The sequence below is a fragment of the Candidatus Villigracilis proximus genome (assembly GCF_016717045.1).
Lineage (GTDB): Bacteria > Chloroflexota > Anaerolineae > Anaerolineales > Villigracilaceae > Villigracilis > Villigracilis proximus.
Genome location: NZ_JADJUO010000001.1, coordinates 423,398 through 437,628, shown reverse-complemented (window position 1 = coordinate 437,628; position 14,231 = coordinate 423,398). Strand labels below are relative to the sequence as shown.

The 14,231-nt window shown below is 49.8% G+C and carries 14 protein-coding genes and 2 tRNA genes; 10 read left to right on the top strand and 6 right to left on the bottom strand.

Annotation, left to right across the window (positions count from 1 at the left end; all coding sequences use genetic code 11):
* Positions 1-5 precede the first annotated feature (5 nt).
* The 6 genes from IPL71_RS02320 to IPL71_RS02295 form a co-directional block, all read right to left on the bottom strand.
* Positions 6-674 (bottom strand): NUDIX hydrolase, encoded by a 669-nt coding sequence (locus IPL71_RS02320; protein ID WP_345318466.1) that lies wholly within the window; start codon positions 672-674, stop codon positions 6-8.
* Positions 675-958: 284 nt separating this feature from the next.
* Positions 959-1,822, bottom strand: coding sequence for an FTR1 family iron permease (locus IPL71_RS02315; RefSeq protein ID WP_345318464.1), 864 nt, complete (start codon positions 1,820-1,822; stop codon positions 959-961).
* 368 nt (positions 1,823-2,190) lie between these two features.
* Positions 2,191-3,372, bottom strand: a complete 1,182-nt coding sequence (locus IPL71_RS02310; RefSeq protein ID WP_345318462.1) for an ATP-binding protein — start codon at positions 3,370-3,372, stop codon at positions 2,191-2,193.
* 8 nt (positions 3,373-3,380) lie between these two features.
* On the bottom strand, positions 3,381-4,169 hold the full coding sequence (locus IPL71_RS02305; RefSeq protein ID WP_345318460.1) for a DnaD domain-containing protein: 789 nt from the start codon (positions 4,167-4,169) through the stop codon (positions 3,381-3,383).
* A 67-nt stretch (positions 4,170-4,236) separates the two neighbouring features.
* Complete coding sequence (gene dnaB / locus IPL71_RS02300; protein WP_345318458.1) at positions 4,237-5,637, bottom strand: replicative DNA helicase; 1,401 nt, start codon at positions 5,635-5,637, stop codon at positions 4,237-4,239.
* A gap of 15 nt (positions 5,638-5,652) precedes the next feature.
* Positions 5,653-6,222, bottom strand: a complete 570-nt coding sequence (locus tag IPL71_RS02295) for a bifunctional nuclease family protein (RefSeq protein WP_345318456.1) — start codon at positions 6,220-6,222, stop codon at positions 5,653-5,655.
* 116 nt (positions 6,223-6,338) lie between these two features.
* Here IPL71_RS02295 and IPL71_RS02290 point away from each other — a divergent pair.
* From IPL71_RS02290 to IPL71_RS02245, 10 genes are all read left to right on the top strand, one after another.
* Positions 6,339-6,413: transfer RNA gene (locus tag IPL71_RS02290), tRNA-Pro, on the top strand.
* Positions 6,414-6,573: 160 nt separating this feature from the next.
* Positions 6,574-6,936 (top strand): DUF4190 domain-containing protein, encoded by a 363-nt coding sequence (locus IPL71_RS02285; RefSeq protein ID WP_345318455.1) that lies wholly within the window; start codon positions 6,574-6,576, stop codon positions 6,934-6,936.
* Positions 6,937-6,982: 46 nt separating this feature from the next.
* Positions 6,983-7,076 (top strand) — tRNA-Sec (locus IPL71_RS02280).
* Positions 7,077-7,159: 83 nt separating this feature from the next.
* Positions 7,160-8,341, top strand: a complete 1,182-nt coding sequence (locus tag IPL71_RS02275; RefSeq protein WP_345318453.1) for a site-2 protease family protein — start codon at positions 7,160-7,162, stop codon at positions 8,339-8,341.
* Positions 8,342-8,416: 75 nt separating this feature from the next.
* Complete coding sequence (locus tag IPL71_RS02270; protein ID WP_345318452.1) at positions 8,417-9,793, top strand: extracellular solute-binding protein; 1,377 nt, start codon at positions 8,417-8,419, stop codon at positions 9,791-9,793.
* Positions 9,794-9,831: 38 nt separating this feature from the next.
* Positions 9,832-10,716 carry a hypothetical protein gene (locus tag IPL71_RS02265; protein WP_345318451.1) on the top strand — a complete coding sequence of 295 codons (885 nt, stop codon included), beginning with the start codon at positions 9,832-9,834 and terminating at the stop codon, positions 10,714-10,716.
* A complete protein-coding gene (locus IPL71_RS02260) occupies positions 10,634-11,818 on the top strand; it encodes a YibE/F family protein (protein WP_345318450.1) in 1,185 nt (394 codons plus the stop codon). Before IPL71_RS02265 ends, IPL71_RS02260 begins: the two co-directional genes overlap by 83 nt.
* A gap of 97 nt (positions 11,819-11,915) precedes the next feature.
* Positions 11,916-12,518, top strand: a complete 603-nt coding sequence (locus IPL71_RS02255) for an RNA polymerase sigma factor (RefSeq protein ID WP_345318448.1) — start codon at positions 11,916-11,918, stop codon at positions 12,516-12,518.
* Positions 12,499-13,029: an anti-sigma factor family protein gene (locus IPL71_RS02250; protein ID WP_345318446.1), complete on the top strand. Its 531-nt coding sequence runs from the start codon at positions 12,499-12,501 to the stop codon at positions 13,027-13,029. Before IPL71_RS02255 ends, IPL71_RS02250 begins: the two co-directional genes overlap by 20 nt.
* A complete protein-coding gene (locus IPL71_RS02245; RefSeq protein ID WP_345318443.1) occupies positions 13,026-14,087 on the top strand; it encodes a bactofilin family protein in 1,062 nt (353 codons plus the stop codon). Before IPL71_RS02250 ends, IPL71_RS02245 begins: the two co-directional genes overlap by 4 nt.
* The last annotated feature ends 144 nt before the right edge of the window (positions 14,088-14,231 follow it).

The window sequence follows — 14,231 nt, the reverse complement described above, 5'->3', positions numbered from 1 at the left end:
GTCACCTAGTTTGAAAAAGTTATTTCGAGTTTTTTAAATTGATAGAGCATGGCAGGCCTGTGTGCGCCGCTGATGTCTTTTTCGCCTGTTTCCTGCAAGAGGCCGGTGGCAAGCATTCGCTTTCTAAAATTTCTTTTATCAAGTTTGTCGTTGATGATGATCTCGTACATGGTTTGAAGTTCTGAAAGCCTGAAGTGTTCGGGCATTAACCCGTAGACGATGTTGCTGTAACTGGCCTTGGCCCGCAGACGTTGGACCGCGTATTTTAAAATTTCCTTGTGATCAAATGCGAGTTTGGGATGCTGATCGACGGAATACCAGGTCAGGTCTTTTATTTTATTTGATTCGGGTTGATTAAGATTTTCCCAGGGGATGAGCGCAAAATATGCGACAGTGATAACTCGCGCTCGCGGATCGCGTTCGGGTGCGCCGAATGTATAAAGCTGTTCCATGTACACATCTTTGACACCGGTCTTTTCAGTCAGCACTCTGTATGCGGCATCTTCCAGGGATTCTTTGTGCATCAAAAATCCGCCGGGCAGGGACCAGAAATCAAGAAATGGCGCTTCGGCTCTTTTGACCAGCATGACCTTGAGTTTGTTTTTGTTGACCGTGAAGATCGCGAGGTCAACGGTGATGCCGGGTTGTTCATACGCTTCGTAGTTAGTGTTCATTGTACACTTAGTATAATTGTTTTTGTTTGCGTGTCAAGACCTGTTTCAGGTAAAACCCCCGCCGCCCGCCCCGCCCCGCGGTGTGCGGGGGGGCGGGGGCGGATTACCCCAAAAGCCCCTTCCCACACGACGCAAAATTCGTCCCAACGATAGCTCGCGCGAAAAATCCGCCGGGAGAAGCCGGGGCTCGGCGGGGGGGCGAGGACAAGCGGCTTTAAAACAAAAAGTCAGGTTTCACATCTTGGAAGATGTGAAACCTGACTTTATAAATTTCAGTTGAAAAATTATGCCTGTGGCTGAGCGGCTTTTACATCGCTCTTGCTGGCCGAGGTGTTGCGGGTGAAGAGGAAAGTTACGATCAGCAGATATCCAAAGTAGCCGATCATTTCAGTTAAGGAAGGGTTGCCGTTGTAACCGAAGAGAGTTTTGAGCAGCTCACCGAAGACTGAGGTTTCGTCAACATAGGTGTTCATATCCCAAACATGTTCAACAACGGACGGAATCCAATTGATCTCGTTGAATTCATGAATACCATGCGCGACAAGCCCGGCAGCAAAGAGAATGAGAAGCAAGCCTGTGATCTGAAAGAAGCGGCGCAAATCCAGGCGGACTGTGGTGGCAAGCAATGACCAGCCAAGCAAAATGGATGTACCCAAACCAAGCACAACACCGGCCAGCGTTTGAATGGTGTTGACGCCAATCTGTTCGTTATTGCCGGCGAAAAATGCAGCCGTGATGAAGAGTGCAAGTTCCACGCCTTCACGTACCACAGCAATAAAAGCCAGCCAGAAAATGGAACGTTTGCCAGCTTCGTGTCCGGCGGCGGCTTTGTTCACACCGTCTTCGAGCTCACCTTTGAGATGTCTTGCCTGTCCGCTCATCCAGAAGATCATCCAGGTCAGGATGCCTGCCGCAAGGAACATGGTGATGCCTTCATAAATTTTTTCAGCAGAACCTTCGAGGCTCAAACCAAAAAGCGTCAGCAAAACAGCAGCCAGCACGCTAACACCAACCGCGGCCATCACACCCAGCCAAAGCGCGGGGGCAAGGTCAGTACGGCGGATCTTGCGCAGTGCGCCCAGCACAATTCCGATAATAAGCGCAGCTTCCAAACCTTCACGCAGAGAAAGTAAATAAGAGGGTAACATTCGTTTCTTGTCCTTATCTGTGATTTTTTGTCTTATTCGTCTTAATTGTCTGGTTTATAAACCAGCTGACCTGATGAATCTAGATGGGCACTTGATAGGAGTTTTCAACCACGTTGAAGATTTTAATGGAGCCAAGGGATTGTGTTTTAGAAACGTCAATAATGGATAAGGAATTTTCACCGCAGAGGCGCGGAGTTCACAGAGCTTTTAACCGGTTTTCTCGGCGTTCTCTGCGCCTCTGCGGTTAGAAATAGCGGTTCCAGACCAGTTTTAGCTTATCCATTATTCACCTTAAATAAAAAAACAACCTGCAAAACAGGTTGTTTCTGAAAATTGATACCCATTACTCTAAGCAGATGGCAGGATGACTATTTTCTTACCGGCCGCCGCTTCCCCTTCCCTTGATAGGCGGGAGCTTTGATCTCCAGATAATCGCAGATGCGTTCATCCAACATACGGGTGATGATGCGCTCGTCCACAAGTCCCTGATCGAGATTTTCCTTGGCAAGCGTAATGACCGTAGGCAGTTCCGCATTATAGCGATAATTCAACAATTGATGTAACTTCTCGCGCGCCCACGGCGTGGCAGATTGCGCGCCCAGATCATCAAGGATCAGCAGCGACGCCGTACGCACCTCATCGAAGCGGCGATCATAACTTGTGCCAGAGTTGGGACTGAACGCCGCACGCAAATGGTCAAGCAGGTCGGGCACCATCACGAACAACGGAGGGTCACCCAGACCGGCACGATAATTTGCAATCGCCGCCGCGAGATGAGTCTTGCCGCAGCCGTATGTCCCTTCAAAGACCAGCCAGCCTTTGGGCTTCTCAGAAAAAGCGTGCGAAACCTTGATCGCCTTTTGCAGCGACTTCATTTCTTCCGCCGCGAGTTTCTCACCGATGCGTTCTTCAAAAGTTCCGAAGGTCTTGCTCGATAAAAGATCAAGCGATGACAATTCCGGATGACTGGTGTCTTCCATCGGACGGCGATAATCCGGCGCAGACATGCGCACCAGACTCACCAACTCAGGGTCTGAAAGGCGCGAGCGGATCCGCGCCTCGATTTCATCCAGAGTCAGATTAGTAGTGATGACTGTTGAAAGTTTGTTAATGTAGCGATAATTAATGATCTGAAATAATTTTTCCTGCGCCCAGCCGGTGGCATTTTGCGTGCCGAAATCATCAAGCACCAAAAGTCGCGCATTTCGGATCTGGTCAAAGCGCTCTTCAAAGGTTGTATCTTCAGAACCATACGCAAAGCGCAATGCATCCAGCAGATCGGGCACAGTCAAAAATAAAGTTGGCACGCCCATGCTCACCGCAAAGTTTGCGATGGCCGCCGCCAGATGTGTCTTGCCGCAGCCATATCCGCCTTGCAGCAGCAGCCAGCCGTTTCCGTTTTGCGAATAATGCCGCGCCTGATTAAAGGCCTGCTCGATCGAACGCGCCTGCATGTCACCGAGTCCCTTGCGGCCGCGTAATTTAAATTTCTCAAAGGTCAACTCTTTTAATTCATCAAGGTGACTCATCGCGAACAAACGTTCACGCACACCATCAGTCACCGTTGCACGGCGGCAAACACAGATCTCCAGTTTTCCAAAATCAGGGTGCCCTGGCGACACATCATGACGCAAATATCCCACGCCCTGACAATGCGGACAATTCGGGTCGCCCGGCAGATCATTTCTTGCCGATGGCTGCGGAGCTGCTCGATCTTTCGGCTGATGCCCTGCTGGCCATCTTTTTTATTGTTTCGTCTATCTTGCTTTTCGGCACGGCCTTCTTCCTTCCAGCGTTTTAAAATCGCTTCTATATATTTCCAACTGCGCTTGTTATTTTCAGCGGCCAGCTTGATCGCATCCGCGAGCCATTCCTGCGAATAAATTTCCTCCGCATCCTTCAACGTGTCGGCGATCAACGGCGTCAACGGGCCAATGTTCTGTTCATATAATTTAAAAGCATTTGGCTGCGCCATCGGAGATGCAGAAATATTTTTTACAGACTCCGGCAGATTGCCTTTTGCAAACGTCTCAGCGGATAAACGTCCGCGCGGAGAGTTGAGGAAATAAAAAGCATCCGCATCCTTCGTGGACCTGAGCAGGGTGCCGCGCTTCACGGCTTTTCCCAGCCCGAGCTTGATCTTCTTAACATCCATCCCAAGCGACTCAGTCTCGAAATCCGCTTCACGCAAGGCACGGAACGAACCTTCCATATGCTCAATACGCCAGAGCGCGTACAACGTGACTTTTAACTCTGCCGCATCATCGATCTCTTTTAAAAGATGAATAAACGAATCAGGGATCTGCGTGAATGTTTCAGAGGAGGTAAAACCAGTGAAGGTAGACATAGTTTTTTGAATGTCGGCTGAAAGCGGACGAAGGTTTTATTTATCCTTCATCATTCATCCTTATCTTCTACTCGTTCGGCCTGAATACTTTTGTCGCCGCGTTTTCAAACTTCGCCAACGCACCACGGAAGATCAAATCTACTTCTCCCACGGGACCATTACGATGTTTTGCGACAATGATCTGGGCGATATTCTGTCTATCTGAATCCTTTTCATATTGATCGGGACGATAAATAAACATCACAATGTCGGCATCCTGTTCCAAAGAACCGGATTCACGCAGATCAGAAAGCACGGGGCGTTTGTCTGTGCGCTGCTCAACCGCACGCGATAGCTGCGCACCCGTCAAGACCGGCACATTCAGTTCACGCGCCAGCACCTTCAAGCTGCGTGAGATGTGTGAAACTTCCTGCACGCGGTTATCGTTGCGTGTATCACCGCCCATCAACTGCAAATAATCAATGATGATCAGGTCAATGCCGTATTCCATATGCAAACGGCGGCACTTGGTCCGAAGCTGCAACGGGGTAATGGCGGGCGTGTCATCCAGATAAATATGTGTGTCTGAAAAAACTTCAATGGCATGCGTGAACAACGGCCATTCATGCTCCAACAGTTGACCATTCCGCAGGCGCTGCGAGTCGATGCCGGTTTCCTGTGCGATCAAACGCTGAACCACCTGCTCATTTGACATTTCCAATGAAAAGATAGCAACATGTTTCTTGTGTGTCAGGGATGCATTCTTGGCAATCGAAAGCATGAAGCCGGTTTTACCCTGACCGGGGCGGCCCGCAATGATCAGCAGATCTGAGGGCTGCAAGCCTGTCAGTAATTTATCAAGGTCAATAAAACCGGTCGGCACACCATGAATTTCATTTGGACGTTTGGCAAGGTCATCGATCCGGTCGTAGTAATCGCTTAATACAGCAGAGATCGGCAGCAGGTCATGTTTGAGGCGGCGCTCGCTGACGTTAAAGACAGCCTTCTCCGCTTCATTCATTACCTCATCCACAGTAGATGCTTCGTTATAAGCAACAGACGCGATCTTATTCGCGGCGTTGATCATTTTGCGCCGAATGGAATGTCCCTCAACGATGCGGCCATAGGATTCCGCGTTGAGCGAGGAAGGTACCTGACTGATCAGTGAAGTTAAATAAGCAGACCCACCCACCTCAGCCAGTTGACTGGAACGATCAAGTTCTTCTGATAAGGTCAGCAGGTCAACCGGGATGCGCTGCTCGTGCAAACGCACGAATGCCTCCCAAACCCATTTATTGCGGTGAATATAAAAATCATCCGCATCAAGGAATTGAGCGACGTCATAGTAGGCTTCGGGATTAATCAATACCGCCCCTACAACGGCTTCCTCAGCTTCTCGGCTATGCGGTACTAGCGTTGGCGCTGGGCTGGCAGGGGCGGCAGAATTATCCTCCCCATACGGGGGTGGTTCGGGGAAATAATCAGTCATTGAATTGTATCAATTTTAGGTTAAGGGCGATTCGGGTTTATCTTTGTCGGGGTTATCTATATCGAGTTTGTCTATGAAGTCCTTAAAAACAGACAGTCTGTCGTTTCCTTCATCAGTCAATGGAACTGGCGGCGCTTTTTTGGCGGGGGCAGCAGTTGTTGTATCCGGCATATCCTGATCGGGCATCATACCTGCTGTTTCCATCACACTCTCATGGACAAAGATCGGCACATGCGCACGGACCGCAATTGCGATCGCATCTGACGGGCGCGAGTCAATGATCACTTCACGGCCATCTGCCTCAGCGACGATATTCCCAAAGAAGACATCATCCTGCAAACGAATGATCTCCACCCGGGTAATACGTGCGTTAAATGCGCTAAAAATATTTTTAAGCAGGGCGTGAGTGAGCGGACGGGCCATCTCAACTTCCTGCAAAGCGACAGTGATCGCTTCTGCTTCATAAGGCCCGACCCAAATGGTAAGGTAACGTTCTGTCGTAACCTGCTTAAGCACGACAACGCGCTGCGGCGTCATTAGATGAACACGGATACTATCAATAATTACTTCAATCATATCTGACATGGGTCAACTCCAATATATCTATTTTAGCATAAATAAAACCGGCATTGTGAGAACCGGCAGCATAAAATTCGATTTGCCAGAATGGTGAAACACGGCTATAATCCGGTTCGCTCAATCGGGGCGTGGCGCAGTCCGGCTAGCGCGCTTGCATGGGGTGCAAGAGGTCGGAGGTTCGAATCCTCTCGCCCCGACAGCATAATAGAACCGTCCTTTCATGGGACGGTTTTATTTTTATTATTATTTCTCTACCGTACATTTAAGTAAGAATAAGAGTTAGGACGCTGACCGCGAAGCGCGCAGAAAACACGGTGGAAAAATCATTATTCAAAAGACAATGGATAGCACGCATTTATGAATCCGGGCGAAGAAATTAATACACCTCCAATTAATACTCAATCCATTTTAAGCCTGCTCTTTGGGATCTTGACTCTCATCTCATTTTGCACCGGCTTGCTTCCCATTCCGTTCACAGGAATTCTTTGTTTTCCGGCGAGTCTATTGCTTGGTTTGCTTGCGCTGCTATTCGGATTTATTTCATTGAATAGAATCCGCAGGCATAATCATTCAGGCCGCCCAATGGCATGGATCGGTATCATGATCGGGGGATTTGTTTTCATGTGCGTGGTATGCATGGTGATCGTGATCGCCTCATTTTTTATATTCGCACCCAACTCAGTTCCCATGCCGCCCTTCCTCGAAAATTATCAAATATAAATTCGCTCACTTGCGCATCCATCTTCTCTCGGTTATCCTTGCAAACGGGAGTGGTTAGGTCCCGGTGGGTCTCCTGGTCTTCAACACCTGTGGCGGGTCGCGTTGCGGGCCGCGGTGGGTTCGACTCCCATCCACTCCCGCCTGGTACATGCTTCGGAAGTCTTTTCAGAATGCACGGCATTGAGTCGTAAAAAAGACTTCCGAAGTCTTTTTAAGGAGAATAATGTCCATCCCCGAAATTGAAATCTTAAATACACTTGTGGCCCGCGTCTTCCGCATTGAAGATGTGACCAGCATGGATCCCAACAAGGGATACTTCGTCCGTTATCGCGGCCAATTAGTGGATGAAGACTCCGCTTCGCTCTATGACCTGTTAGCTGATCTGCTCATCCCATACGGAGTCATCCCCCTCTTCAGAATCGAAGAAGACCGCCAGGTGATTTATCTTGCGCCCAAGCCTCCTGAACCCAAAAAAGATAATATCAATACGAACATTATCCTTTTCGTATTGACGGTATTCAGCGTGATGCTCGCAGGGGTAAACACTCCGGTTGAATTATGCAATAACGCAGCGCAGGCGATCCTGTATATGTTCAAGCATATTTTGACAGGCTGGCCTTTTGCAGTGAGCTTGATGGGCATTTTGTTATCGCATGAGCTGGGTCACTATTTCATGAGCCGCCACCATAAAACTCCCGCCACACTGCCATATTTCATTCCCTTCCCTTTTAGTCCGCTGGGGACGATGGGCGCAGCGATCATCATGCGCGGCACGCCAAAGAACAAACGAGTGCTGTTCGATATCGGCGTAACCGGTCCGATTGCAGGGTTGGTCGTGGCTATTCCGGTGCTCTTTTTTGGATTGTCACTTTCCACTGTGCAGCCACTCGCACTTTCGGCCTGCGGCATTTCACTTGAAGGAAACTCTCTGTTTTATTTGTTTGCCAAGTATGTCACTTTTGGGCAACTGCTTCCCTCTCCCGTAGAGCCGCAGGGAATTCTGTACTGGCTGCGATATTTCTTCACCGGGCAGCCCATTCCCGTTGGCGGATTGGATGTACTCATTCACCCAGTGGCTTTTGCAGGCTGGACAGGACTTTTGGTTACAGCGTTGAATCTTATTCCGCTTGGTACCCTTGATGGCGGACATGTGATCTATGCATTGTTGGGCGATAAAGCTAAAAAGGCATTTCCATTTATCGTCGGGCTTTTGGCTGTGATGGGATTTTTCTGGAGCGGATGGTGGATCTGGGCCGCGCTATTATTCTGGCTCGGACGAGTCAATGCCGAACCGCTCGATCAGATCACAACACTCGACCCCACCCGCCGTGGGCTGGCGCTCTTCATGATCGTTGTCTTCCTTCTGGTTTTCATGCCGGTTCCGTTTACAGCCCTTCTACCATAATCACAATTCAAGCAAATCCCGATCAAGCTTAGGCAACTGACTTGTATCGGGATGTTTGGTATAAAATTAGGCACAATGAAAAATTTACCTTCGATCCTCTTTATCATATCCATACTCATTACCGCGTGCGGCACACCGGTCACACCTGCCGGTGAATCAGCAACAACCGCTACACAGGAAAGCGAAAAAACGCCGAGGCCAGAATCAACCGTCGCAGCGCAAACCAGATTGGACGTTAAGCAGGAAGCGTTGAACGGGCTGGAGATCACAGTCTGGGCGCCGTGGTATGGCGTCGAATTGGGATTGCTGAATACTTTCGTCGAGGAATTTAATTCTGAAAATGAATGGGGCATTAAAGTAAAAATGGAAAGTCAGGTTAATTTCACGAACTTATATGAAAGCGTCAGCGCGTCGCTGCCAACGGCAGAGAAACCTGATCTGGTGATCGCGCTGCCGGAACACGCATTGGAGTGGAACGCAGAAGGCGTTGTGACTGACCTGACACCCTACGCAGAAGACCCATTGTACGGAATCAACTCAAGCGATATTCCTTTTGTATTTTGGAATCAGGATTCAACCGGGGTGGCACGCGTCGCAGTCCCCGCGCAACGCACGGCGCGATTTTTACTTTGGAATGAGACATGGGCCGGTGAATTGGGTTTTGATTCTGCGCCTGATGCGCCCGAAGATTTCAAACAGCAGGCCTGCCGCGCACAACAAGCCATGTTAAAAGATGACTCGGCTCAAAATGATTTTATGGGCGGCTGGCTGGTGGACACCGAACCCATGACCGCGTATGCATGGCTGCTGGCATTTGAAGGCGGCGTTCTGGATGGCAGTGATTATCGTTTCCTGACCCCAAACAATATTGCGGCCTTCAAATTTTTGCGCGAACTTTCTGAAACTGGCTGTGCCTGGCAAACCGCAAACAATGAGCCCTTTAACGCGTTTGCAAATCGCGAAGCCATGCTCGTCACCGCCAGTCTGGAAGACCTGCCCGATATTGCACGCGCCATGGCAAGCGCCAAGAACACAGATCAATGGAAAGTGATCTCCTTCCCCGGTGAAAACGAAGACACCCTGCTAATTTACGGTTCTTCATATGTAATCTTAAATTCCACAGACAATGAACAACTCGCATCATGGTTATTTATTCGCTGGCTGTTAGACAGTGAACAGGATGCACGCTGGGTGGAAGCAACTCACCTCTTCCCGATTCGCACTTCGACCGTTGACCTGCTCGGCGACTATGAGCAGACTCACCCCCAATGGGCGCAGGCCATCCAACTCCTGCCGCAAGGTGAGATACAACCTCAACTGGCTTCATGGCGTAAAGTAAAAGTAATGATCGGCGATGGATTCACCCACATGTACCGCGTCAACGTGCCCAGCGGACAAGTACCCGCGATCCTGGCACAGATGGAATCCATTGCGCGCGATCTGGATCAGTAGGATTTATCGGTAAATTTATTTTTATTAAGGAGAATCCCATGCCTCAATCTGAATACCGCGCGCGGCAGGTTTCCGCAAAGACTCATGAAGTCGTTAACTACGATCACGATGATGACAAACCCGGCAAGCCGCTGCACATTCTTATCCCCGGCGGATTAATTGCGCTGGCAACTTTGGCGCTGATCATTTTTATAGCCTATCAAACCTGGTTCGAAGGAAAATTGGCGGAAAATATCGGTACTGTTTTAGTGGCGATCCTGTCTCCATTTTATGTAGGCGGAGTCTTTTTATTTAGTTATGGATACGAGCTATACAACATTCCACGCGCCTTGCGTTTGACGGCCATTATTGTGTTCGTGACACTTGCCGCAGTTGTGATCGTGGCGGTTTTGTTCGTTGTACTGGGCAATTCGAAGGGCGGATCAAGCTCTTCATCGAAAAGTAAATCTTCATCCAAGTCTTCCTCCTCAAAACCGTCTGCAAAAAGCAGTAATGCTGGAGGAGCGTTATTTGGGGCCGCTGGCGCCATGGGAAAGAAATCCTCTTCCGGTTCCTCTTCTTCAAATAATAGCGGAGTGGGAGGTGGAAACATATTCATTGGCAGCGGCAGAGGCACAACACGTGTGGAAACACGCGAAGTGACCCGTGATGTTGTCCGTGAAGTGCCCAAGGAACCCATGCCGGTCGCCTGTCCATTTTGTTCACGCTCCTACACTCCGGCAGAGCACAAATTTGTTTGCCCAAGCTGCGGAGCAGCGACGCCCACGGAATTGATAGAAGAATCGCAGATACCAAAAATCAGGGGTCGTAAAGTTAGAATCAGGATAAACGGTGTAGTTAATGAAACAATTCAAATGGCAGATCATTCTTATTTTGGCGGCGATTGCCGCCTTTTTTGCATTCCCTTATTTCAATCAGGTTGAATTACCCGGCGATGGATTTTCAACGCTTGGTTCAGATACCGTCCGCGCCGAAGTGACCCAGATCATCGAGGAAGGCGAAATTGACATGGGCGGTCACATGCAAAAATATCAAGTGGCGCGCGTGAATATTCTCGAAGGCGAATACGCCGGGATCGTGATGGAAATTGATTACGGCAAACGTCAGATACGTTCTGATGAATACGATCTTGCGGTTGGCAACAAAGTGATGATTTCCATCAGTAAGACGCCTGAGAACGTGGTCAACGCCTATTTTGTAGACTTTATCCGCACGACACCGATCTTATGGTTGACCATTATTTTTGCGGCGGCCATCATTTTCATCAGCCGTTGGAAAGGTGTCGGCGCGCTGTTGAGCATGGCATTCAGTTTATATGTCATTATTGATTACATCATTCCGCATATTCTGATCGGCGAAGATCCGCTGCGGGTCAGCATTATCGGCTCGATCATTCTGCTCGGTGTGACTCTCTACCTGACCTACGGCTGGACTTTGAAAACACATGCAGCAGTCATCAGTATGATCTTTGTTTTGCTTCTGACTGGCGCGCTCTCGGCCTTGTTCGTGGTGCTCACAAAGTTAAACGGCACTGGCGACGAAAATGTGATGTTCCTAATGCAAGCCATGGAAACACCCATTAACCTGCGCGGACTTTTGCTGGGCGGCATGATCATTGGCGCGCTGGGCGTGTTGGATGACCTCGTCACTACACAAGCCTCGGCTGTGTTTGAACTTTTTCATGCCAATCCAAATTTTGGCTTTCGTGATCTATATAACTCAGCCATGCGGATCGGACAGGATCATGTGGCGGCCACGGTCAACACGTTGGTGCTGGCTTACGCAGGCGCTTCACTTCCCATGCTTTTGTTGTTTTCACTCGCACGCGGAGATTTCGGCTATCTGATCAATTTTGCATTTATCGCAGAAGAAGTGGTGCGGACGCTGGTCGGCTCGCTCGGGTTAATTGCAGCTGTACCGCTGACAACGGTCATCGCCATTCTTTTTGCCCAAAGAGCTGAGTCGCTTGGGAAATGGGAGCAGGTTCTCGGTCCCGAAGGAAGCGGAGGGGGGCACGTCCATTAGATATGAAACCGACCAGCAAGCTGGTCAACTCCATAGGGTGCAACCTTCCGCTCCGTCCTGCGTAAAAGTAGGTAGATAGTCCGATTAAGGAGCACGCGTGAACGAAGAACAAAGCTGGGTACTACAAGCCCGGCAAGGCAGCGACGAGGCATTTACAAAGCTCGTTGAAACCTATCAAACCCTGTTTTCAACTTGTGTTATCGCATGTTGGGCGAGCCTGATCTGGCAGAAGATGCCGCGCAGGAAACGTTTTTACGCGCATTCCAACACTTGCACCGCTATGACCAGAAACGGCCTTTTTGCGACCTGGCTGCTGTCTATTGCGGCACACTATTGCATAGACAGACTTCGGCGCCGAAAATTCTCGATGTTTTCAATGGATGCGGAGGATGACGAGGGCAACACGTTTGAATTGCCCGACCCCGATTCACCCGACCCCGAAGCTGAAACTGTCAAAGGGCAGATGCGCGCCCGAATTCATGCACTCCTTAAGGACTTGGACGATACCGATCGCGCTGCGATCATCATGAGATATTGGTACGACTATTCAGAAGCAGAAATTGCCGAGTCGCTGCGGTTGACAGTCAGTGCGGTCAAGAGCCGCCTGCATCGTTCACGCAAAGAACTGGCAGGATTATGGCAAGAGGAAGAAAACCGTGCCGATACCGAAAGGAGAACCTATGAATCACCAGCCTTTTGAAGAATGGCTATTGAACGATAAAAATCTAACCCCCGTTGAAAAGCGTGAGCTTGATCTGCACCTGCGGACTTGTACAATCTGCACCGCCCTCACCGAGACAGGTCTGGCGCTGCGCTCTGCACCTGTGGCTGCACCTGCGGCTGGGTTTACCCTGCGGTTTCAACAACGGCTTGCCGCGCAAAAGATCGCAGAACGCCGCCGCAGACTCTGGGGCATGTTCGTGCTGTTGATAAGCGGCGTAGGGCTGCTGGGCTGGTTGACTGCGCCATACCTGTTCGCATTTTTCTCCGCACCCGTGGAATGGGTCACCGCGTCCATCGGCTATTTTCTATTTGTGGTCAACTCGATGAAAGCTCTGACAGAAACAACAACCGTGCTATTCAATATTCTGCAAAATTTTATTCCGCCTTATGTTTGGATGGTACTCGCATCTGCGCTGGGTGGCCTTGGCCTTTTGTGGACAATTTCAATCTGGCGTTTTAGCCATACCCCGCAAGGAGTTACCGCATGAAAACAAAACTCATAACCATTCTTCTGTTACTCACACTTTTATTTGTGCCTGTCAGCAGTGTACATGCGCAAAGCCCGGACAATAATGATGTGTTCATCCTGGGTGAAAATTACACCCTGAAAAGCGATGAAATACTGAATGGCAGTCTGGCGGTCATTGGCGGAAATGCGTTGATCGAAGAAGATGCAACCATCAACGGTGACGTTTTTCTAGTCGGCGGCAACCTGACCATTTCCGGGAAGGTCTCCGGTTCAATCGCCATCATCGGCGGCAATGTGAATATCTCAAACACCATAGATGGTGATATTGTTGTGATCGGCGGACAGGTGATATTAACTGAAACCGCCGTTGTTAATGGCAATATCTCCACCATCGGCGGCCAGGTGGAAAAAGACCCCAAAGCCGAAGTCAGCGGCGAGATTACCAACAACGCTCCCCTGACCGATATTCCCGACGTGCCAAACATCCCCAATGTACCCAATACACCGAATGTTCCCAGCACCCCGGATACGAATATAAACTTTAATCCGCTTTGGGAAGTGACAGGTGTGATCTGGCGCGCGCTGGCTGTGGCCGCAATCGGCATGTTGCTGACTCTCTTCCTCCAACCTCAACTGGAACGTGTAGCAGATGCCATCACACACCAACCCCTGATGGCCGGAAGTTTTGGCTTGCTGGCAATTTTTGTCATGCCGATTGCCTTGCTGATCATGATCGTTACGCTCATCTTAATCCCTGTCGCAATCGTGGTTGCGCTGCTTATTCCGCTGGCATGGTTGTTTGGCATGGTGGCGCTCGGTCAGGAAGTTGGTGACCGTTTTACGAAAGCCATCAATCAATCCTGGGCGCCCGTCCTCTCCACCGGTTTTGGAACATTCCTGCTGGTGCTGGTTGTCGGCTTCATTGGCCTGATTCCCTGCTTTGGCTGGCTGCTCTCCTTCATCATTACCCTGTTCGCAATTGGCGGTGTAACGATGACATGGTTTGGCACCCGTTCAGCGCCTGGGTCTACACCTGGCGCCTTCCCTGCCGTAGTGGAAATTCCACCCGCCTCATAAATAAATCTACTGTCTCGCAGGCTTCAAATTGATCGAAGCCTGCGAGACACAAAAAAACCTGTTTTCAAAACTGTATATCACAGTAAAATAGAAGAACAAAATCCGCGTGATATAATGCGCCCGCCCTGGGGACTTCCCTCAGGG

Excerpts from the sequence above, each read along its gene's own strand:
- IPL71_RS02320 (WP_345318466.1), bottom strand. The coding sequence starts at position 674 with ATGAACACTAACTACGAAGCGTATGAACAACCCGGCATCACCGTTGAC.
- IPL71_RS02315 (WP_345318464.1), bottom strand. The coding sequence starts at position 1,822 with ATGTTACCCTCTTATTTACTTTCTCTGCGTGAAGGTTTGGAAGCTGCG.
- IPL71_RS02305 (WP_345318460.1), bottom strand. The coding sequence starts at position 4,169 with ATGTCTACCTTCACTGGTTTTACCTCCTCTGAAACATTCACGCAGATC.
- dnaB (WP_345318458.1), bottom strand. The coding sequence starts at position 5,637 with ATGACTGATTATTTCCCCGAACCACCCCCGTATGGGGAGGATAATTCT.
- IPL71_RS02295 (WP_345318456.1), bottom strand. The coding sequence starts at position 6,222 with ATGTCAGATATGATTGAAGTAATTATTGATAGTATCCGTGTTCATCTA.
- IPL71_RS02285 (WP_345318455.1), top strand. The coding sequence starts at position 6,574 with ATGAATCCGGGCGAAGAAATTAATACACCTCCAATTAATACTCAATCC.
- IPL71_RS02275 (WP_345318453.1), top strand. The coding sequence starts at position 7,160 with ATGTCCATCCCCGAAATTGAAATCTTAAATACACTTGTGGCCCGCGTC.
- IPL71_RS02270 (WP_345318452.1), top strand. The coding sequence starts at position 8,417 with ATGAAAAATTTACCTTCGATCCTCTTTATCATATCCATACTCATTACC.
- IPL71_RS02265 (WP_345318451.1), top strand. The coding sequence starts at position 9,832 with ATGCCTCAATCTGAATACCGCGCGCGGCAGGTTTCCGCAAAGACTCAT.
- IPL71_RS02260 (WP_345318450.1), top strand. The coding sequence starts at position 10,634 with ATGAAACAATTCAAATGGCAGATCATTCTTATTTTGGCGGCGATTGCC.
- IPL71_RS02250 (WP_345318446.1), top strand. The coding sequence starts at position 12,499 with ATGAATCACCAGCCTTTTGAAGAATGGCTATTGAACGATAAAAATCTA.
- IPL71_RS02245 (WP_345318443.1), top strand. The coding sequence starts at position 13,026 with ATGAAAACAAAACTCATAACCATTCTTCTGTTACTCACACTTTTATTT.